Below are 20857 nucleotides of genomic sequence, written 5' to 3' on the forward strand. Positions count from 1 at the left end.
GTTGGATAGGTGGTGGAGCCATCGACGGCAAGCCAGCTCCCACATGGATACCACAGGTTTTGAGATATGAGCGGTCCCTGTGGGAGCTGGCTTGCCGGCGATAGGGCCCTGATGGTTTCTATAGTGCCCGAGGTTTGCGCGGCTGTCAGGCCAGAGGACCGCGCGGGTAACGCTTCAGCCGTTCAGCCAGCTCGCGCCCCGGAATCGGCCGGTCGAACAGGTAGCCCTGGCCCACGTCGCAGCGGTGCCGGCGCAGGAACGCCAGCTGCTCCGGCGTCTCGATACCCTCGGCCACCACCTTCAGCTTGAGGTTGTGAGCCATGGCCACCACCGCCGAGGTGATTTCCATGTCGTCCTGGTTGTCCGGGATCTCGTTGATGAAGCTGCGGTCGATCTTGAGGATGTCGATCGGAAATTTCTTCAGGTAGCTCAGCGACGAATAACCGGTGCCGAAATCGTCCATGGCCAGGGTCAGGCCCAGTGCCTTCAGCTCATCCAGCTGGCGGTGGGTGTCTTCGGTGGCCTCCAGCAGCAGGCCTTCGGTCAGCTCAAGCTCCAGCAGGTGCGGGGGCAGGGCTTCTTCCTCGAGGATGGTGCTGATCGACGCCACCAGGTCCGGGTCGGAGAACTGCTTTGGCGACAGGTTGATGGCCACATGCAGGTTGCCCATGCCGGCCTGGCGCAGTTGCTGGCTCATGCGGCACGATTGGCGCACCACCCATTTGCCGATGGGGATGATCAGGCCGGTTTCTTCCGCCACGCTGATGAACTGGTCCGGGCGGATCATGCCGCGCTCGGGGTGGTTCCAGCGCAGCAGTGCTTCCAGCCCCAGCAGGCGGCCGCTGCGCAGGCACAGCTTGGGCTGGTAGAACACCTCCAGTTCGTTCTGGGTCAGGGCGCGACGCAGGTTGTTCTCGACGAACAGCTTGTAGCTGGCTTCGGCATTGAGCACTTCGGTAAACACCTGCACCTGGTGCTTGCCGTTGGCCTTGGCCTTGTGCAGCGCCAGGCCGGCGTTCTTCATCAGGCTGGCCGGGTCGGCACCATGAAGTGGCGCACAGGCCAGGCCCACCGAGGCGGTGACGTTGATCAACTGGTTGTCGACGAACATCGGCTTGTCGAGGGTGCGCAGCAATTGCTGAGCCACGCCCTGGCCATCTTCCAGGCTGGTGTCGTCGAGCAGTACGGCGAACTCGTTACTGGCAAAGCGCGCCAGGATACCGCCGGCGTGCAGGCTGTTGCGCAGGCGCCGGGCCAGGCTGATCAGCAGCTTGTCGCCGGTCTGGTGGCCGAGGCTGTCGTTGATGCGCTTGAAGTTGTCGATATCCACCAGCAGCAGGCACATCGAGTATTCGCCATCACGGGCAAAGCGCTCGTCCAGGCTACGGATGAACGCCGGGCGGTTGCCCAGGTTGGTCAGGTTGTCGGTGTAGGCCAGGCGCTCGATGCGCTGCTGGGCCAGCTTGGTCTGGGTGACGTCTTCGTAGATGCCGATGTAGTGAGTCAGCTCACGGTTATCGCCGTATACCTTGGAAATCGACAGCTGGCCCCAGTAGGGCTCGAGGTTCTTGCGCCGGCTCTTGAACTCGCCCTGCCAGCTGTTGCCCATGGCCAGGCTCGACGGCGAGTCGAACAGCAGCTCGCTCAGGTTTTCCAGCGCCGGCAACTCGCCCAGGTGGCGGCCTTGCACTTCCTCGGTGCTGTACTGGGTGATGGCGGTAAAGCTGGGGTTGACGTACTCCACCACACCGTCGCGGTTGACCAGCAGGAAGGCGCTGGCGCTTTGCTCGACCGCACGCTGGAACAGGTGCAGGGCGCTGGCGGCGGTGCGCCGGTTGTGGTTGGTGATGACTTGGGCGAACTGGTCGGCCAGTTCGCCGGCAAAGGCGATTTCGTCCGACTGCCAAGCCCGTGTCTGGCCGGTCTGTTCCAGGCACAGCACGCCGACTACCTGGCCATCGACACGGATACTGGCATCGAGCATGGCCTTGTTTTCCGGGCACATGCTTTGCGCCAGGGCGCGGGTGCGCGGGTCGTGGCCGGCATTGTGGGCGTCGATGGCGCGGCTGGCGTGCAGCGCGTCGAGGTAATCGGGGAAGTGGCTGGCATCGATTGCTTCGGGCTGGCGGTGCTCTTGCGCATCCCGGTACCAGGCGATGATGGGCTCCAGGCGCTGGTCTTCCAGGTGCCAGATGCTGGCGCTGTCCACCTTGTAGATCTCGCAGGCGCTCTGGGTTATCAGCTGGGCGGCTTCCCGCAGCGAGTTCCCGGCGCTATAGCGCTGGCGGGCCAGACGCAGAATCAGGTCCTGCTGCCCGCGTACCCGTTCCAGGTGCTCGAGTTGTTCCTGCTGCGCCCGCTGGTTCAGTTGCAGGGCCAATTGCAGGCGGTTGTTGCGCGATTCCAGGTCGCTGGCACCGGCCTCGCCAGTATCTTCGGCCTGGTCGTCGAGCACGCTCAGGTAGCCGCGCAACAGGTGGCGGTTGTGCTGCTTGTAGGCTTCCCCAGCCTCCAGCAGGCGTAGCGATGCAGTTGGCGTGTGCAAGGTGTAGCGCACGCGGTAGTAGCCGCGCTGGGCCAGTTGCAGCTGGATCTCGTCGTGCAGCCGATAGCGGGCTTCGGGTTCCATCAGGCTGGCATAGGGTGCGTCTACCAGAGCGCACAGGTCGCCGGCGTGCAGGCCGAACTGGCGCTCGCAGGCCGGGTCGAGGTAGAGCATGGTCCAGCTGGCTTCGTTGAGCCTTTCGAAACGCAGCATGCCGAGCCGCGAGGGCACGGGTAACTGCGTGACGACCTCGGCCGCCACACGGCTGGCGGCATCGGGTTGGCTTTTCATCGAAGACTCGCTTGAAGAGGGAACGCGGCCTTGGGGGCGGCAGGTCTGGCAAGGTTGCATCATGTCCCGGGGGCTGGCAAGCAGCCATGCGTGATGCTGTGGACGGGTTATCGGCTGGTGGGTGGGAATCTGTAGTCTGGCTGATATTTCCGGGGCCGCTTTGCGGCCTGTGGGAGCGGGTTTATCGAGGCGTCGAACCGCCGCGAACAATCCAACACAGTACATGGCACCGGCTGCGCCGGTGTTCGCGGGTGAACCCGCTCCCACAGAGGGTGCAGCCCTCCCGGAAAATCCGGGCAAAAAAAGCCCCGCCAATCGACGGGGTTGAGGTACGAGCGTGGCAGCTCGAAAAGGGTACTGCCCCTCGCGGGGAGGGGCAGCGGGCTGCCTTACAGCAGCATGGTGCGGATATCGCCCAGCACGTCGCCCAGGCGCTTGGTGAAGCGCGCGGCGGCAGCGCCGTTGATCACACGGTGATCGTAGGACAGCGACAGCGGCAGCATCAGCTTCGGCTGGAAGGCCTTGCCATCCCAGACCGGCTGCATGGTCGCCTTGGAGACGCCCAGGATAGCCACTTCCGGCGCGTTGACGATCGGCGTGAAGCCGGTGCCGCCAATGTGGCCGAGGCTGGAGATGGTGAAGCAGGCGCCTTGCATCTCGTCGGCCGACAGCTTCTTGGTGCGGGCTTTTTCGGCCAGCGCAGCCGCTTCGGCAGCCAGTTGCAGCAGGCTCTTCTGGTCGACGTTCTTGATCACAGGGACCAGCAGGCCGTCCGGGGTGTCCACGGCAAAGCCGATGTGCACGTACTTCTTGCGGATGATGGCCTTGCCGCTTGGCGCCAGCGAGCTGTTGAAGTCCGGCAGTTCCTTGAGCAGGAAGGCGCAGGCCTTGAGCAGCAGTGGCAGTACGGTCAGCTTCACGCCAGCTTTCTCGGCCACGGCCTTCTGCGCAACGCGGAAGGCCTCCAGCTCGGTGATGTCGGCGGAGTCGAACTGGGTCACGTGCGGCACGTTCAGCCAGCTGCGGTGCAGGTTGGCAGCACCGACCTGCATCAGGCGGGTCAGGGCGACTTCTTCCACTTCACCAAACTTGCTGAAGTCCACGGCAGGGATCGGTGGGATGCCTGCGCCACCGGTTGCGCCAGCGGCTGCCGGTGCTTCCTTGGCCTTCTGCATCATCGCCTTGACGTAGACCTGCACGTCTTCTTTCAGGATGCGGCCGTGTGGACCGGTCGCGGCAACCGCGCCCAGGTCGACGCCAAATTCCCGGGCCAGCTGACGAACCGCCGGGCCTGCGTGAACCTTGGCGTTGCTGCCGGCAGCCGGTGCGGTAGCAACTGGTGCAGGGGCAGCAGCCGGGGCTGCAGCGGCAGGTGCGGCGGCCGGAGCCGCCTCAGCCTTGGCCGGGGCAGCAGCGGCAGGTGCAGGAGCTGCAGCCGGGGCAGCGCCCGCGACTTTCAGCTTGAAGATCAGGTCGCCAGTGCCGACTTCGTCTTCCAGCTTGCACAGGACCTCTTCGACCACGCCGGCAGCCGGCGACGGGATTTCCATGGAGGCCTTGTCGGACTCCAGGGTAATCAGCGACTGGTCGGCTTCGACGGTGTCGCCGACCTTGACCAGCACTTCGATGATCTTGGCCTTGCCCGACGAGCCGATGTCCGGCACGTGGATGTCCTGCACGCTGGCGGCAGCCGGGGCTGCTGCCGGAGCAGCGGCCGGGGCGGCTTCGGCGGCCGGAGCCGGCGCAGCAGCCTGGGCCGGGGCTGCGGCCGGGGCCTCAGGGGCCGCAGCAGCGGCGCCCTCGGCTTCCAGAACCAGCAGCTCGTCGCCTTCTTTCAGGCGGTCGCCCAGCTTGACCTTCAGTTCCTTGATGACGCCGGCTTTCGGGGCCGGGATCTCCATGGAGGCCTTGTCGGACTCCAGGGTCAGCAGGCTCTGGTCAGCCTCGATACGATCACCGACCTTGACGAACAGCTCGATGATTTCACCTTCACCGCTGCCGATGTCAGGTACGCGAATGAGTTCGCTCACTTAAAAATACTCCTCAGCAGTCCAGTGGGTTGCGCTTGTCCGGGTCGATACCGAACTTGACGATAGCGTCTGCAACAACCTTTGGTTCGATCTCGCCGCGGTCAGCCAGGGCTTCCAGGGCAGCCAGCACCACGAAGTGGCGGTCGACTTCGAAGAAGTGACGCAGTTTCTTGCGGCTGTCGCTGCGACCGTAACCGTCGGTACCCAGGACCTTGAACTCTTTGCTCGGTACCCACTGGCGAATCTGCTCGGCGAACAGCTTCATGTAGTCGGTGGAGGCGATGACCGGGCCCTTGCGACCGTTCAGGCACTGCTCGACGTAGGTCTGCTGTGGCTTCTGGCCAGGCTTCAGGCGGTTGGCGCGTTCCACGGCCAGGCCGTCGCGACGCAGTTCGTTGAAGCTGGTTACGCTCCACACGTCGGCACCGACGTTGAACTCTTCACGCAGGATCTTCGCTGCTTCGCGGACTTCGCGCAGGATGGTGCCGGAGCCCATCAGCTGTACGTGGTGCGCGGCTTCGCGGGTGTCTTCTTCCAGCAGGTACATGCCCTTGATGATGCCTTCCTCGACACCGGCCGGCATGGCTGGCTGCTGGTAGGATTCGTTCATCACGGTGATGTAGTAGAAGATGTCCTGTTGCTCTTCGGTCATCTTCTTCATGCCGTCCTGGATGATCACCGCCAGCTCGTAGCCGTAGGTCGGATCGTAGGTGCGGCAGTTCGGGATGGTGCCCGCCATCATGTGGCTGTGACCGTCTTCGTGCTGCAGGCCTTCACCGTTCAGGGTGGTACGGCCGGCAGTACCGCCGATCAGGAAGCCACGGGTGCGGCTGTCGCCAGCAGCCCAGGCCAGGTCGCCAATACGCTGGAAGCCGAACATCGAGTAGAAGATGTAGAACGGCAGCATCGGCTGGTTGTGGCAGCTGTACGAGGTACCGGCAGCGATGAACGACGACATGGCGCCGGCTTCGTTGATGCCTTCCTCGAGGATCTGGCCCTTCTTGTCTTCGCGGTAGAACATCACCTGGTCTTTATCGACTGGCTCGTAGAGCTGGCCGACCGACGAGTAGATGCCCAGCTGGCGGAACATGCCTTCCATACCGAAGGTACGAGCTTCGTCCGGGATGATCGGAACGATGCGCTGGCCGATTTCCTTGTCCTTGACCAGCTGCGCCAGAATACGCACGAAGGCCATGGTGGTGGAGATTTCGCGGTCGCCCGAGCCGTCCAGGATCGCTTTCAGCGTTTCCAGTGGCGGGGTCGGTACGCTGAAGCTCTTGGCGCGGCGCTGTGGCACGAAACCGCCCAGGGCAGCACGGCGTTCGGCCAGGTACTTGGCTTCGGCAGAACCTTCTTCCGGCTTGAAGAACGGCAGGTTCTCCAGATCGGCATCCTTGACCGGGATGTCGAAGCGGTCACGGAAGTGACGCAGGCTGTCGACGTCGACCTTCTTGGTGTTGTGCGCGGTGTTCTTGGCTTCGCCGGCACCGGTACCGTAACCCTTGATGGTCTTGGCCAGGATGACGGTAGGCTGGTCCTTGTGGTTGACCGCCTGGTGGTACGCCGCGTAGACCTTGTACGGGTCGTGGCCGCCACGGTTGAGCTTCCAGATCTCTTCGTCGGACAGGTCTTCGACCATGGCCTTGAGTTCTGGGGTGTTGAAGAAGTTCTCACGAACGTACGCGCCGTCTTTGGCTTTGTAGTTCTGGTACTCGCCGTCGATGACTTCGTCCATGCGGCGCTGCAGGGCACCGTTGGTGTCCTTGGCGAACAGTGGGTCCCAGAAACGGCCCCAGACAACCTTGTTGACGTTCCAGCCACCGCCACGGAACACGCCTTCGAGTTCCTGGATGATCTTGCCGTTGCCGCGAACCGGGCCGTCGAGGCGCTGCAGGTTGCAGTTGATGACGAAGATCAGGTTGTCCAGCTTCTCGCGGCCGGCCAGGGCGATTGCACCCAGGGATTCCGGCTCGTCGCACTCGCCGTCGCCCATGAAGCACCAGACCTTCTGCTTGCCGGCCGGGATGAAGCCGCGGGCTTCCAGGTACTTCATGAAGCGTGCCTGGTAGATGGCCTGGATCGGGCCCAGCCCCATCGAAACGGTCGGGAACTGCCAGAAGTCAGGCATCAGCCATGGGTGTGGGTACGAAGACAGGCCGTTGCCGTCCACTTCCTGACGGAAGTTGTTCATCTGGTCTTCGCTGATGCGGCCTTCCATGAACGCACGGGCATAGACGCCTGGCGAAGCGTGGCCCTGGAAGAAGATCAGGTCGCCGCCGTGTTCTTCGGTCGGAGCCTGGAAGAAGTAGTTGAAGCCGATGTCGTACAGGGTGGCGCTGGAGGCGAAGCTGGAGATGTGTCCGCCCAGGTCCGAGTCTTTCAGGTTGGTACGCATGACCATGGCCAGGGCGTTCCAACGCACCATCGAGCGAATGCGGCGTTCCATGAACAGGTCGCCAGGCATGCGTGCTTCGTGGGTGACAGGGATGGTGTTGCGGTATGGCGTGGTGATCGCATACGGCAGCTGGGAGCCACTACGGGTGGCCAGCTCGCCCATACGGGTCATCAGGTAATGAGCGCGGTCTTCGCCTTCTTTGTCGAGGACCGACTCCAGGGCATCCAGCCATTCCTGGGTTTCGATTGGATCGAGGTCTTGCATGGCTTGCTCCAGGGCGGAAAGGCAACCAGAATCGATTGCCTGAAGTTGCGACTGGCCTTATGGGCAGACGTCGTGAATTCTTGGATTACCGGGGTGTCCTCCGGCGCCGTGTAGTTTTACTACATTTGCTTTCGCATTTCATGCTTTTACACGACACGAGTAGTAGTAAAACTACATTTGTGCGACGTTTCGTCGCATGCTGGCTTGTGAGGAAAAACGTTCATGTTGGTTGGCATTGTGTCGCGAACGGGTAATTCTTGATGTTTGGTGCCAATTTTACGTTTTTTTCAGCTATTTCCAACTTTTGTACGACAGTCCAACCGTGGTCCGGCTTCCCCTTGGCCGCTTATTCCCCTCTATTTCACGCCGATCAAGGATAGACCATGCGCCTACCTTTGCCGTCCGATCTGCCCGCTACCCTGCAGCCACTGGTCGCACGCAACCAGCAATTCATCAGCGATGCTGTGGCTCACCACCCGGAACTCGACCTCAAGGCCTGGAGCCCGCTGCACCGGCAACAGTTCGACCAGGTAGCCGCCGCCAGCGACTTCGTGCTCGGCCTGGTCCGGCGCGAGCCGGCCATGCTGTTCGGCCTGCTGGCCAGTGGCGAGCTGGATCGGTGTTACGCCGCGGGTGAACTGCGCGGGCACATCGCTGCAGCTGCTCAGGCGGCGCAGAGCGAGGACGAGCTGGCGCGCAACCTGCGCCGCGAGCGCAACCGCCAACAGCTGCGCATCATCTGGCGCGACATCACGCGCCAGGCCGCATTGGGCGAAACCTGCCGCGATCTGTCCGACCTGGCCGACGCCGCCATCGACGAAGCCTACCAATGGCTGTACCCGCGCCACTGCCAGCAGTTCGGCACGCCTGTCGGCAACCGCAGCGGCCAGCCACAGCACATGGTGGTGCTGGGCATGGGCAAGCTGGGCGCGGTAGAGCTGAACCTGTCGTCGGACATCGACCTGATCTTCGCCTTCCCCGAAGGCGGTGAAACCGAAGGTGTGAAGCGCTCGCTGGACAACCAGGAGTTCTTCACCCGCCTGGGCCAGCGCCTGATCAAGGCGCTGGACCCGGTCACCGTCGACGGTTTCGTTTTCCGCGTGGACATGCGCCTGCGCCCGTATGGCTCGGCCGGCGCGTTGGTGCTCAGCTTCAATGCCCTGGAGCAGTACTACCAGGACCAGGGCCGTGACTGGGAGCGCTATGCGATGATCAAGGCGCGGGTGGTGGCCGGCGACCAGGCGGCCGGCGCGCAGCTGCAGGAGATGCTGCGGCCGTTCGTGTACCGCCGCTACCTGGACTTTTCCGCGATCGAGGCGCTGCGCACCATGAAGCAGCTGATCCAGCAGGAAGTGCGGCGCAAGGGCATGGCCGACAATATCAAGCTGGGTGCTGGTGGCATTCGCGAGGTGGAATTCATCGCCCAGGCCTTCCAGCTGATCCACGGCGGGCGCGACCTCAGCTTGCAACAGCGGCCGCTGCTGAAAGTACTGGCCACCCTCGAGGGCCAGGGCTATCTGCCGCCAGCCGTGGTCGCCGAGTTGCGCGAGGGTTATGAGTTTCTGCGCTATACCGAACACGCCATCCAGGCCATCGCCGACCGCCAGACGCAAATGCTGCCGGACAGCGAGACCGACAAGGCGCGGGTGGCCTACATGCTCGGTTACGCCGACTGGCAAAGCTTCCATGACCAGCTGACACACTGGCGTGGCCGCATTGACTGGCACTTCCGCCAGGTGATCGCCGACCCGGATGATGAAGATGGCGAGGGCGAGCTGGTGGTGGGTGGCGAATGGTCGCCGCTGTGGGAGCAGGCGCAGGATGAAGATGCCGCTGGCCGTCAGCTGCAGGAGGCCGGTTTCCAACAGCCCGCCGAAGCCCTGCGGCGCCTGGCCGCGCTGCGCTCCAGCCCACAGCTGCGTTCGATGCAGCGGATTGGCCGTGAACGCCTGGATGCCTTTATCCCGCGGTTGCTGGCCCAGGCTGTGGAACATGACAACCCCGACCTGGTGCTCGAGCGCGTGCTGCCGCTGGTCGAGGCCGTGGCACGGCGTTCTGCCTACCTGGTGCTGCTCACCGAAAACCCTGGCGCCTTGCGTCGCCTGCTGACCCTGTGCGCCGCCAGCCCCTGGATTGCCGAGCAGATTGCCCGCTACCCGCTGCTGCTCGACGAACTGCTCAATGAAGGCCGCCTGTTCAGCCCGCCACTGGCGCCGGAGCTGGCCAGCGAACTGCGCGAACGCCTGACGCGCATCCCCGAGGACGATCTGGAACAGCAAATGGAGGCGCTGCGCCACTTCAAGCTGGCCCACAGCCTGCGTGTGGCCGCCTCGGAAATCAGCGGCAACCTGCCGCTGATGAAAGTCAGCGACTACCTGACCTGGCTGGCCGAGGCCATCCTCGACCAGGTGCTGGCCCTGGCCTGGCGCCAGACCGTGGCCCGCCATGGCCAGCCCAAGCGCAGCGACGGCAGCCTGTGCGACCCGGGTTTCATCATCATCGGCTACGGCAAGGTAGGTGGCCTGGAGCTGGGTCATGGCTCGGACCTGGACCTGGTATTCATCCATGACGGCGACCCGCAGGCGGAAACCGACGGCGCCAAGCCGATCGACAGTGCGCAGTTCTTCACCCGCCTGGGCCAGCGCATCATTCACCTGCTGACCACCCAGACCAACTCGGGCCAGCTGTATGACGTGGACATGCGCCTGCGCCCGTCGGGTGCCTCGGGGCTGCTGGTGAGTTCGCTGGGAGCGTTCGAGCGCTACCAGCAGAACGAGGCCTGGACCTGGGAGCATCAGGCCCTGGTGCGGGCCCGGGTGCTGGTGGGCTGCAAGCAGGTGGGCACGGCGTTCGAAGGCGTGCGCGCCAAGGTGCTGGGCCAGGCCCGCGACCTGGAAAAACTGCGCAGCGAAGTGAGCGAAATGCGCGCCAAGATGCGCGACAACCTCGGCACCAAGGCCACCGCAGCCGGTACCGCGGCCAACGCCTTCGAGGCCGGCGTGCCGTTCGATATCAAGCAGGATGCCGGCGGTATCGTCGATATCGAATTTATGGTGCAATACGCCGCTTTGGCCTGGTCCCACGACCACCCGGCCATACTCCGATGGACCGATAACATCCGCATTCTGGAAGAGCTGGAGCAGGCGGGTTTGATGCCGGCCAGTGACGCGGTGCTGTTGCGTGAAGTGTACAAGGCTTTCCGCTCGGCCTCGCACCGCCAGGCCCTGCAGAAGCAGGCCGGGGTGATCGATGCGGCGCAGTTTGCCGATGAACGCCGTGAGGTACGGCGGATCTGGGGTGAATTGGGTTTGACTTGAGATTGCTGGGGCCGCCTTGCGGCCCATCGCGACACAAGGCCGCTCCTACAGGAGATCGCATTCCCTTGTAGGAGCGGCCTTGTGTCGCGATGGGCTGCAAAGCAGCCCCAAAGGCTCATGCCTCACCACCGGTGGTACACTGTCCGCCACATAGCCTGAATATAAAGAGGGGAGGCCAGGCTGTACCGCAGCCTGTAGCCTCCCCGAGCGTTTCTGGACTAAGCATGAGAATACTGATCATTGGCCCCAGCTGGGTCGGCGACATGGTGATGGCGCAGACCCTGTTCCAGAGCCTGAAACAGCAGCACCCCGACTGCGTGATCGATGTGCTGGCCCCCGAGTGGAGCCGGCCGATCCTCGAGCGCATGCCCGAGGTCCGTCAGGCCCTGAGCTTCCCGCTCGGCCACGGTGCACTGGAACTGGCCACGCGGCGACGCATCGGCAAGTCCCTGGCCGGCCAGTACGACCAGGCCATCCTGCTGCCCAACTCGCTCAAGTCGGCGCTGGTGCCATTCTTTGCCGGTATCCCCAAGCGCACCGGCTGGCGTGGCGAAATGCGCTTCGGCCTGCTCAACGACGTGCGCAAGCTGGACAAGGCCCGCTACCCGCTGATGATCGAGCGCTTCATGGCCCTGGCCTACGCGCCCGGCGCCGAGCTGCCGCAGCCGTACCCGCGCCCCAGCCTGCAGATCGAAGCGCAAAGCCGCGATACGGCGCTGGCCAAGTTCGGCCTGGAGCTGGACCGCCCGGTGTTGGCGCTGTGCCCTGGTGCCGAGTTCGGCGAGGCCAAGCGCTGGCCGGCCGAGCACTACGCCACCGTGGCCGATGCGATGATCCGCCAGGGCTGGCAGGTGTGGCTGTTCGGCTCGAAGAACGATCACCCGGTCGGTGAGCAGATCCGCGACCGGCTGATCCCGGGCCTGCGTGAAGAATCGTCCAACCTGGCCGGCGAAACCTCGCTTGCCGAGGCCATCGACCTGATGTCCTGCGCCCATGCCGTGGTGTCCAACGACTCGGGCCTGATGCATGTGGCCGCCGCGCTGAACCGCCCGCTGGTGGCGGTGTACGGCTCGACCTCGCCAGGCTTCACCCCGCCGCTGGCCGAGCACGTGGAAGTGGTGCGCACCGGCATCGAGTGCAGCCCGTGCTTCGACCGCACCTGCCGCTTCGGCCACTACAACTGCCTGCGCCTGCTCGAACCGGGCAAAGTCATTGCTGCCCTGCACAGCCTGACCGGGCCGGACCTGATCGATACCGTGGCCGAGGTCGACTAAGTGCGGGTACTGATCATCAAGACTTCGTCGCTGGGTGATGTGATCCACACCTTGCCGGCGCTTACCGATGCCGCCCACGCCATCCCGGGCATCCGCTTCGACTGGGTGGTGGAAGAAGGCTTCGCCGAAATCCCCAGCTGGCACCCGGCGGTCGACCAGGTGATCCCGGTGGCCATTCGCCGCTGGCGCAAGAACCTCTGGCAAACCATCAAGAGCGGCGAGTGGAAGACGTTCAAGCAACGTGTACGCGAGCGCAAGTACGACCTGGTGATCGACGCCCAGGGCCTGGTCAAGTCGGCCTGGCTGACCCGCTACGTGAAGGCTCCGGTGGCCGGCCTGGACCGCTACTCGGCCCGCGAAGGCTGGGCCAGCCGCTTCTATGACCGGCGCCTGTCGGTTGCCACCGGCCAGCATGCGGTGGAGCGGGTGCGCCAGCTGTTCGCCATGGCCCTGGCCTACGACCTGCCGGAAGGCATCGGCAACTACGGCCTCGACCTCGAGCGCCTGCAACTGCCGCCGGCCGCCCCCTATGTGGTGTTCCTGCATGGCACCACCTGGGCGACCAAGCACTGGCCCGAAGCCTACTGGCGCGAACTGGCCGAGCGCATGGGCCGGCGCAAGCTGGAGGTGCGCCTGCCGTGGGGCAACCCGGCCGAGAAGGCGCGGGCCGAGCGCATCGCCCAGGGCTTGAACAACTGCCAGGTACTCCCCAAATTGAACCTTGCCGGCGTCGCACGCGTGTTGGCGGCGGCAAAAGCCTGTGTGGCGGTCGATACGGGCCTCGGTCACCTGGCGGCGGCACTCGATGTGCCCACCATTTCGCTGTTCGGCCCGACCAACCCGGGCCTGACCGGCGCCTACGGACGGACCCAGATTCACCAGGCCAGTGACTGGCCCTGCGCGCCCTGCCTGCAGAAGAAGTGCACCTACAAACCGAGCGCCGACGACCTGCGCCGGTTCGATCTGAAACGCGAGTGGCCGCTGTGCTTCACTCGCCTGAATCCCGAGCATGTAGCGAGCCGCTTGAGCGCGTTGCTGCTGGCTGAGGATGTCCGTTGATGCAACTGGCTTTCGTGCTTTACAAATATTTCCCCTTCGGCGGCCTGCAGCGTGACTTCATGCGCATTGCCCTGGAATGCCAGAAGCGGGGCCATCAGATCCGTGTGTACACGCTGATCTGGGAGGGTGACATTCCGCCGGGCTTCGAAGTGCTGGTGGCGCCGGTGAAGGCGATTTTCAACCATCGCCGCAATGAAAAGCTCAGCGCCTGGATGGCCGCCGACCTGGCCAGGCGCCCGGTCGACCGCTTGATCGGCTTCAACAAGATGCCAGGGCTGGACGTGTACTACGCCGCCGACGGCTGCTTCGAGGACAAGGCGCAAACCCTGCGCGGCGGCCTGTACCGCCGCTGGGGCCGCTACCGGCACTTTGCCGAGTACGAACGAGCGGTGTTCGCCAAGGACGCCCATACCGAAGTACTGATGATTTCCGAAGTGCAGCAGCCGCTGTTCATCAAGCACTACGGTACCCCGGTGGAGCGGTTCCACCTGCTGCCGCCGGGCATTTCCCAGGACCGCCGCGCGCCGGCCAACGCCGACGAGATCCGCGCAGAGTTCCGCAAGGAATTCAACCTGGGCGATGACGACCTGCTGCTGGTGCAGATTGGCTCGGGCTTCAAGACCAAGGGCGTCGACCGCAGCCTCAAGGCCCTGGCTGCACTGCCGTCGGCCCTGCGCAAGCGCACCAGGCTGATGGTGATCGGCCAGGATGACCCCAAGGTGTTCCAGCTGCAAAGCGCTACCCTGGGCCTGGGCGAGCAGGTGCAGTTCCTCAAGGGCCGCAGCGACATCCCGCGTTTCCTGCTGGGCGCCGACCTGCTGATCCACCCGGCGTACAACGAGAACACTGGCACGGTGCTGCTCGAGGCGCTGGTGGCCGGCCTGCCGGTGCTGGTCTCCAAGGTGTGCGGCTACGCCCACTACATTGCCGAGGCCGACAGCGGCCTGGTGCTGGATGAGCCATTCGAGCAGGAACAGCTCAATGGCTACCTGCAGCGCATGCTGGAAGACCAACAGGCCCGCGCCAGCTGGTCGCGCAACGGCCTGGCGTTTGCTGAAACCGCCGATCTGTACAGCATGCCGCAGCATGCCGCCGATGTGATCCTGGGGCAGGAGTCCGCATGAAGCTGATACTGGCCGAACCGTTCAAGCGTCTGTGGGCCGGGCGTGATGCCTTCGATGCCGTGGAGGCGCTGCAAGGCGAGGTCTATCGCGAACTGGAAGGGCGCCGCACGCTGCGCACCGAGGTCGCTGGCGAGGGCTTCTTCGTGAAGATCCACCGCGGCATTGGCTGGGGCGAGATCTTCAAGAACCTGCTTACCGCCAAGCTACCGGTGCTCGGTGCCGGCCAGGAATGGCAGGCCATCCAGCGACTGCACCAGGTTGGCGTGCCGACCATGACTGCCGTCGCCTATGGCGAGCGTGGCAGCAACCCGGCCGCGCAGCACTCGTTCATCATCACCGAAGAACTGGCGCCGACCATCAGCCTGGAAGACTTCAGCATCGACTGGGTCAGGCAGCCGCCCGAGCCGCGCTTGAAACGCGCGCTGATCGCCGAAGTGGCGAAGATGACCGGCGGCATGCACCGCGCGGGGGTCAACCACCGCGACTGTTACATCTGCCACTTCCTGCTGCACACCGACCGCCCGGTGACAGCGGACGACTTCAAACTGTCGGTGATCGACCTGCACCGAGCGCAGACCCGGGCGAAAATCAGCCGTCGCTGGCGCGACAAGGACCTGGCCGCGCTGTACTTCTCGGCGCTGGACATCGGCCTGACCCAGCGCGACAAGCTGCGCTTTCTGCGTGGTTACTTCCAACGCCCGCTGCGGCAGATCCTGAAGGATGAAGCCGCGCTGCTCGCGTGGCTGGAGCGCAAGGCGCAGAAACTCTACGACCGTAAGCAACGTTATGGGGATGCACTCTGATGGCGGGGTGGACACTGGCGCCGGGCTACGAACACCTGGCGGCGGACTTCGGCAGCCTCGATGCGGTATTTGCCCTGCAAGGCGAGCGCCTGACCCGCGACCCGCTCAGCGAGGTGGTACGTATCACTCGTGACGGGGTCAATTACTACATCAAGCGTTACACCGGGGCTGGCAAGCACATGCGCCGTTACCTGGGCCGGCCGCGGATCAAAGCCGAATGGCAGAACCTCAAGCAGTTCGACAAGTGGGGCATCCCCACTGCCGAAGTGGTGGCCTGGGGCCTGGAGCGCCATGGTCTGGCCTTTGCCCGGGGGGCCATGATCACCCGCGAACTGCCGCGCACAGAAGACCTGTCGGCGCTGGCCGAGCGCAACGATGCCCGCCTGGCCGATCGCGCCTGGGTCGGGCATGTCAGCAGCCAGCTGGCGCGCCACACCCGGGTGATGCACCAGCACCACTTCGCCCACAACGACCTGAAATGGCGCAACCTGCTGGTCGACGACCAGGGCACGCTATTCTTCATCGACTGCCCCACCGGCGATTTCTGGCGCGGCTTCATGTGGCGGCACCGGATGATCAAGGACCTGGCGTGCCTGGACAAAGTGGCCAAATACCACCTGTCGGCAACCCAGCGCCTGCGTTTCTACCTGCAATACCGTGGCCGCGACCGGCTGAATGTGCGTGACAAGAAGCGCATTCGCCAGGTGGTGAGCTTTTTTGAGGGAAGGGAATGACCGATTACCTGGCCAGCGCGGACCTCGCGCTGCTCAAACGCCATGGCCTGGACGACTTCGAGGCGCTGTGGGCACTGCAGCTGGATGCAGTGGACGAACCAAACACCGGCCGCGGTGGCTGGAGCAGCGTGTTCCGCCTGGAGCTAGAAGGCAAGGGCTACTATCTCAAGCGCCAGAGCGATTACCTGACCCGTACCCTGCACCGGCCATTTGGCGAGCCAACCTTCGCCCGCGAGTTCCGCAACATCAGCCGTTACCAGAAGCTGCAGATTCCGGCCTTGCAGGCGGTGTTCTATGGCGAGCGAAAGAAGGGCGGCACGCATCGGGCGATCCTGATGACTCGCGCCCTGGACGAGTGGGCCGACCTCGACAGCCTGCTGGCCCGCTGGCCACAACTGAGCGATGCTGAACGCAATGGCGTCCTGCAGGCCTGCGGCCAGCTGGCGCGCACCCTGCACAGCGCCGGCCAGGTGCATGGTTGTTTCTACCCCAAGCACATCTTCCTGCGCCAGCGCCGCGAAGGCTGGGACGCGCAACTGATCGACCTGGAGAAGACCCGCCCCCTGCTGTTCGGCATGCGTGACCGTCTCAAGGACCTGGAGCCGCTGCTGCGTCGCGCCCCGGTCTGGAGCGAGCGTGATGTACGTACCTTGCTGGCCAGCTACCTGGCGCAGCCTGCCGATGGCACGCTGGTCGATACATGGCTGCAACGCCTGACGCAACGCCGTCGTGAAAAAGAGGCCCGCTGATGCGTTTGTCTGAATTGAAAGAGGCCGGGCGCAACCCCGCGTTGCCCCTGAGCATCACCCTGGCCGATGCCGCCGGCACGGCTGACCTGCAATTGCTCAGCCTGCTGCGCGTGCTGCCGGGCCAGCGCTATGTGGGCGCCGGCGTGTGGCGCGGTACCCCGGTGCTGGCCAAGCTGCTGGTCGGTGGTAACGCTGCGCGGCATTTCCAGCGCGAACTGCAAGGCGTGAAGCTGCTGGCCGAGCAGGGCCTGACCACGCCGAAGCTGCTGGCCGACGGCCTCAAGGAAGGCGAGGGTGGTTGGCTGCTGTTCGAATTCCTCGACAGCGCCGAAAGCCTGGCCGATGCCTGGGCGGCAGTGGAAAGCTTGCCGGTGCTGGCCGACGAGCAGCACCTGGTGCTGGGCGAGGCGCTCACCGCAGTGGCGCACATGCACGCCCGGGGCCTGTGGCAGGAAGACCTGCACCTGGACAACCTGCTGCGCCACGGCGGCAAGCTGTACCTGATCGATGGCGCCGGCATCAAGGCCGAAACGCCTGGCCAGCAGCTGTCGCGCCCACGTGTGCTGGAAAACCTTGGGGTGTTCTTCGCCCAGCTACCCAAGCGTCTGGAGCCGTTCATCGAAGAACTGCTGGTGCACTACCTGCTGGCCAACGCCGAGCATGCACTGCCGATGGAAGCCTTGCAGAAGCAGGTGGACAAGGTGCGCAGCTGGCGCCAGAAGGATTACCTGGAAAAGGCTGGCCGTGAATGCAGCCTGTTCAGTGTCGAGCGCAGCCTTTCGGGTCTGCGGGCGGTCCGCCGCGACGAGGTCGAAGCCATGCTGCCGGTGCTGGAGCAGGCTGACGCGTTGATCGACCAAGGCCACCTGTACAAGACCGGTGGTGCGGCCAGTGTGGCGCGCATCGAGGTTGGCGGCCGCACGCTGGTGCTCAAACGCTACAACATCAAGAACACCGCGCACTGGTTCAAGCGCTTCTGGCGCCCGAGCCGGGCCTGGCATTCCTGGATCGAAGGCCACCGCCTTGAATTCCTCGACATTGCCACGCCGCGTCCACTCGCGGTGCTGGAGCAGCGAGTGATGGGGCTGCGAAGCCGTGCCTACCTGGTCACCGAGTATGTCGATGGCCCGGACCTGGCCGAATGCTTCGCGCCCTACGTGGATAACGGCGATGCGCCCGAGGAGCAGGTGGATGCCTTGGTGCATGTGATGCAGCAACTGATTCGCGAGCGTATCAGCCACGGCGACTTCAAGGGCCACAACCTGTTCTGGCACAACGGCCAGTGGTCGTTGATCGACCTCGACGCCATGTGCCAACACGCCACTCAGCTCAGCTTCGCACCCGCCTACGCCCGTGATCGGGCGCGGCTGCTGCGCAACTGGCCGAGTGGCAGTGCGTTGCATCAGCGGCTTGACCGGCTGCTGCCCAAGCTGGCCGAGTAAACCGCCGGCAGTGCCAGCCAGTCGCTGCTGCGGCCTGGCTGGCGCACTCGGATGCGCCACTGGCCTTCCAGCTGGCGTAGCACGGCCCAGGCGTGGACTGCACCCAGGGCCTTCTCGGGCAGTTGCAAATGGTAATGACCGGCAAGCAGGTGCCGACGGACCGGCAACTGATGAGTGCCTAACTGCAGATAGAGTTGCCCCCCGGCATCGTACAGGTTGGTCTCACCTGCCACCGCTTCGCCCTCAACCGCAGGTTGAAGGCGTACGTCTTCCAACAGCTGGGCTACGTCAGGTAACCCGTCATGCCATAGCACGATGGAATCGACTACCCAGTTGCCATTGCGCAGACGCTTGATAGGCAACTGTACATAAGCGTCCGGTTGCCTGGGGTCGAGCACACGCCAGCGATGGCCGTCGAAGTGGACGTTGTACAACCGCCCCTGGCTGTCCTTGACGAAGTAACGGTCCGGGCTTGGCGTGCTGTTGATCTGTTCGTACACTTCCTCGCCATGAACCCCGTCGATCCGGTAGCGCAGCTTGCTCACGTCCACGGCCGCTTCGTGGGTTTTCGGCAGTGGGCGCGGGGGTTGCGGTGGCAGGCCGCGCATCGCCCTGCGCATGAGGGGCGAGCCAGCGAAACTGGACAACCCGTCGGCGCTGTGGCTCAAAGCGGCCATGGCGTGGTGGAAGGTTGCTGCATAATCCTCTTTTTCCAGGGCTTCGAAGCCGTCCCACAGCGAAATCGACATACGGCCGAAAGCCAGGGCTGACATTGTCGGGGCTGGTAGCACGAGGCTTACCATGTCGAGAACCAGGCGCAGCGTCGACAGCCCGTACTCGCCGAGCAGCTCGCGGTTGCTGCGGCTGTTGGTATCGGCCTCGGCGATCATGGCGTGGACCTGGGCCTTGTAAAGGGCATCGAAGAGGTTGCCGTTGATTATTGGCCTTTGCACATATGGCCCGAGGCGGCCCTTGCGCACCAATTTGTCGAGCCGCTTGCCATCAGCCAGAGGCGCGCGCTGGATCATGTATTTTCGCAAGGACGGCGTGCTGCGAAGGGTTTTGAGCAGCGCCCGGGTATCGGAGTATTCACGCCATGCGCGCCGATCGGGTGCGTCCGGCGTATACAGCACCAGCGACGGGTGGTTGTCGCTCTCGGCATTGAGCAGCAGTACCCCTTGCAGCGTGTGCCCGTCGATGATCAGCTGGCGCACCGCGATACGATGCTCGTCGATGGTAGGGCGCCAATTGTTGTCGGGGTGGTCGGTGACGGCTTTGACCCAGCGATAGCCTCGCTCGAGGGTATCGTTCAGAAAGTGCCCGGCATAGCGGGCCTTGGCCGCCTCGGCGCGCATGCGGGCGCGGTGTATGTTGCCGTGGCATTGCATACGCCAGCGCGCACCGGGAGACTCCAGCAGGTGGGTTCGCAGGTAGCGGATGTAGCCACTGCCGGCGTCAAGCTCACGCACCAGGCGCTTTACCCCTTCCGCGGATATTGATTCCAGCGTGGAACCGTCTTCATGGTGTATTCGGGCAGTCAGCCAGTAATCGACGTCGAACCAGCCGATGTTCAACAGGGCCAGCTCGTCCAGGCGGTAGGTGGTGGTTACCAGCTCGATGGTGCCACCGACATGGCGACGGTTGGCAACGGCCACGTAACCCGAAGGTGCCAGCGGGTTGATCAGCGGGCCGGTGCGGTGTGCAAGCGTGACGGTTATGCAGACTTTTTCGGCAGGCAATTCGATGGAGAATTCGCGCCGCAGCGCCTTGCAAAGGCGTTCGCGCACCCATGCCTGCAGGTGGTGACGATTGCCGAATGCCTCCAGGGTCAAAAGGCCGGGTGCAGCAGCCTGGGTGATGGCCCCGGCGAGCTCCTGGATCGTTTGCATTATGTGCGTAAGGCTTTGCGTGGAGCTCTGGCGCAGCCAGGCGGGCAGGTGTCTTTCCAGCAGCAGCGCATAACGGGTGGACAACGCATATTGGCTGCCCATGAGATCAGTCAGTGACTGCTGTTTGGCAAGGGCGGTTTTCAGCGCCGGCAGATCCGGGTTCTGGTCAAGCGCCCAGGCGGCGTGCCAGGCGATGGTGAGCCTTTGATGCTGCGCGTCGATCACGTCAGTGGCCTGTTGTTCGACCAGGTCGCCGGTAAACCACTCGTAGCGCAGCCGGTCGGCACACCGGACCAGTTGCTGGTCCTGCAGGCGGGGAAGCAATTGCAGCATTGGCCGGCTTTGCATGGGGTCGTCCAGGCGCTCACACAGCTCCCTATGCAGTTCGGCCAGGTTAGCGAAGCCTTCAATGCCATGAGAAACGCTGCACAGCAGTGCCTGGCCCGTGGCTGTTGCAGGCTCGGCAACGGCCCCTTCTGGTGCGTCTGCCACCAATACCAGCACGCCGGGTAACGGCAACCGGCCATGGGGGCTTGAACGGTTGAATACCGGCCGATAAACCTGGGCCCGGTGGGTGTCTGGCAGGTGGTTGCGCTGCCAGGGTAGCGGCAGCTCCAGGGAGGTGCGCAGCAGGCTGATGTGGCTGTAGTCCAGGGTCTGGTCGGCGAGGCGCAGTTCCAGTTCGGCCAGAAGTTGCTCATGACGCAGTTCGCGCAGTTGCCGGATGCGGCTGTGGCCTGCTTCGACAGGGTCGTTCCAGAACGCTGCCAGATCACCAAAAAAACGCTGACGCATGGCGGCCGGTTCCGTTTCGCCCGCCAGTTCGGGTTTGCCTTGCTCAAGGGCGATGAGTTGTTGATCGAGCGCTTCGAGGCGCTGCAAAGGTGTCATGGTATGGCTCCTTGGAAAATGGGAGCCAACCATGTCGCGGCAAAAGAGGG

The 20857-nt window shown here is 64.2% G+C and carries 12 protein-coding genes; 8 read left to right on the forward strand and 4 right to left on the reverse strand.

What is annotated here, in order from left to right; genetic code table 11:
• Window positions 1-145 precede the first annotated feature (145 nt).
• The 3 genes from V3314_RS05365 to aceE form a co-directional block, all read right to left on the reverse strand.
• Complete coding sequence (locus V3314_RS05365) at window positions 146-2836, reverse strand: GGDEF and EAL domain-containing protein (protein WP_046614467.1); 2691 nt, start codon at window positions 2834-2836, stop codon at window positions 146-148.
• A 389-nt stretch (window positions 2837-3225) separates the two neighbouring features.
• Window positions 3226-4866, reverse strand: coding sequence for a dihydrolipoyllysine-residue acetyltransferase (gene aceF / locus V3314_RS05370; RefSeq protein ID WP_338459990.1), 1641 nt, complete (start codon window positions 4864-4866; stop codon window positions 3226-3228).
• Between the two features lie 13 nt (window positions 4867-4879).
• The gene (aceE, locus tag V3314_RS05375) at window positions 4880-7525 is read right to left on the reverse strand and encodes a pyruvate dehydrogenase (acetyl-transferring), homodimeric type (RefSeq protein WP_046614465.1); all 2646 of its coding nucleotides are present in this window, start codon (window positions 7523-7525) and stop codon (window positions 4880-4882) included.
• A 383-nt stretch (window positions 7526-7908) separates the two neighbouring features.
• Here aceE and glnE point away from each other — a divergent pair, with 383 nt between their 5' ends.
• From glnE to V3314_RS05415, 8 genes are all read left to right on the forward strand, one after another.
• Window positions 7909-10842 carry a bifunctional [glutamate--ammonia ligase]-adenylyl-L-tyrosine phosphorylase/[glutamate--ammonia-ligase] adenylyltransferase gene (glnE, locus tag V3314_RS05380; RefSeq protein ID WP_338459991.1) on the forward strand — a complete coding sequence of 978 codons (2934 nt, stop codon included), beginning with the start codon at window positions 7909-7911 and terminating at the stop codon, window positions 10840-10842.
• 224 nt (window positions 10843-11066) lie between these two features.
• Window positions 11067-12116 carry a lipopolysaccharide heptosyltransferase II gene (gene waaF, locus V3314_RS05385; protein ID WP_046614463.1) on the forward strand — a complete coding sequence of 350 codons (1050 nt, stop codon included), beginning with the start codon at window positions 11067-11069 and terminating at the stop codon, window positions 12114-12116.
• Window positions 12117-13175, forward strand: coding sequence for a lipopolysaccharide heptosyltransferase I (gene waaC, locus V3314_RS05390; protein ID WP_322493403.1), 1059 nt, complete (start codon window positions 12117-12119; stop codon window positions 13173-13175).
• On the forward strand, window positions 13175-14299 hold the full coding sequence (locus tag V3314_RS05395) for a glycosyltransferase family 4 protein (RefSeq protein ID WP_046614462.1): 1125 nt from the start codon (window positions 13175-13177) through the stop codon (window positions 14297-14299). Before waaC ends, V3314_RS05395 begins: the two co-directional genes overlap by 1 nt.
• A complete protein-coding gene (rfaP, locus tag V3314_RS05400; RefSeq protein WP_085600036.1) occupies window positions 14296-15102 on the forward strand; it encodes a lipopolysaccharide core heptose(I) kinase RfaP in 807 nt (268 codons plus the stop codon). The genes V3314_RS05395 and rfaP overlap by 4 nt, the downstream gene beginning before the upstream one ends.
• Complete coding sequence (locus V3314_RS05405; protein ID WP_046614460.1) at window positions 15102-15836, forward strand: lipopolysaccharide kinase InaA family protein; 735 nt, start codon at window positions 15102-15104, stop codon at window positions 15834-15836. Before rfaP ends, V3314_RS05405 begins: the two co-directional genes overlap by 1 nt.
• On the forward strand, window positions 15833-16585 hold the full coding sequence (locus tag V3314_RS05410) for a lipopolysaccharide kinase InaA family protein (RefSeq protein WP_085600038.1): 753 nt from the start codon (window positions 15833-15835) through the stop codon (window positions 16583-16585). Before V3314_RS05405 ends, V3314_RS05410 begins: the two co-directional genes overlap by 4 nt.
• Entirely contained in the window at window positions 16585-18027 is a 1443-nt protein-coding gene (locus V3314_RS05415; RefSeq protein WP_338459993.1) for a lipopolysaccharide kinase InaA family protein, read from the forward strand. The genes V3314_RS05410 and V3314_RS05415 overlap by 1 nt, the downstream gene beginning before the upstream one ends.
• Here V3314_RS05415 and V3314_RS05420 read toward each other — a convergent pair.
• Window positions 17988-20807, reverse strand: a complete 2820-nt coding sequence (locus tag V3314_RS05420) for a DUF6543 domain-containing protein (protein WP_338459994.1) — start codon at window positions 20805-20807, stop codon at window positions 17988-17990. The genes V3314_RS05415 and V3314_RS05420 overlap by 40 nt on opposite strands.
• Window positions 20808-20857 lie beyond the last annotated feature (50 nt).

Source organism: Pseudomonas sp. TE3-3-F2023, assembly GCF_036784815.1.
Classification (GTDB): domain Bacteria; phylum Pseudomonadota; class Gammaproteobacteria; order Pseudomonadales; family Pseudomonadaceae; genus Aquipseudomonas; species Aquipseudomonas pudica.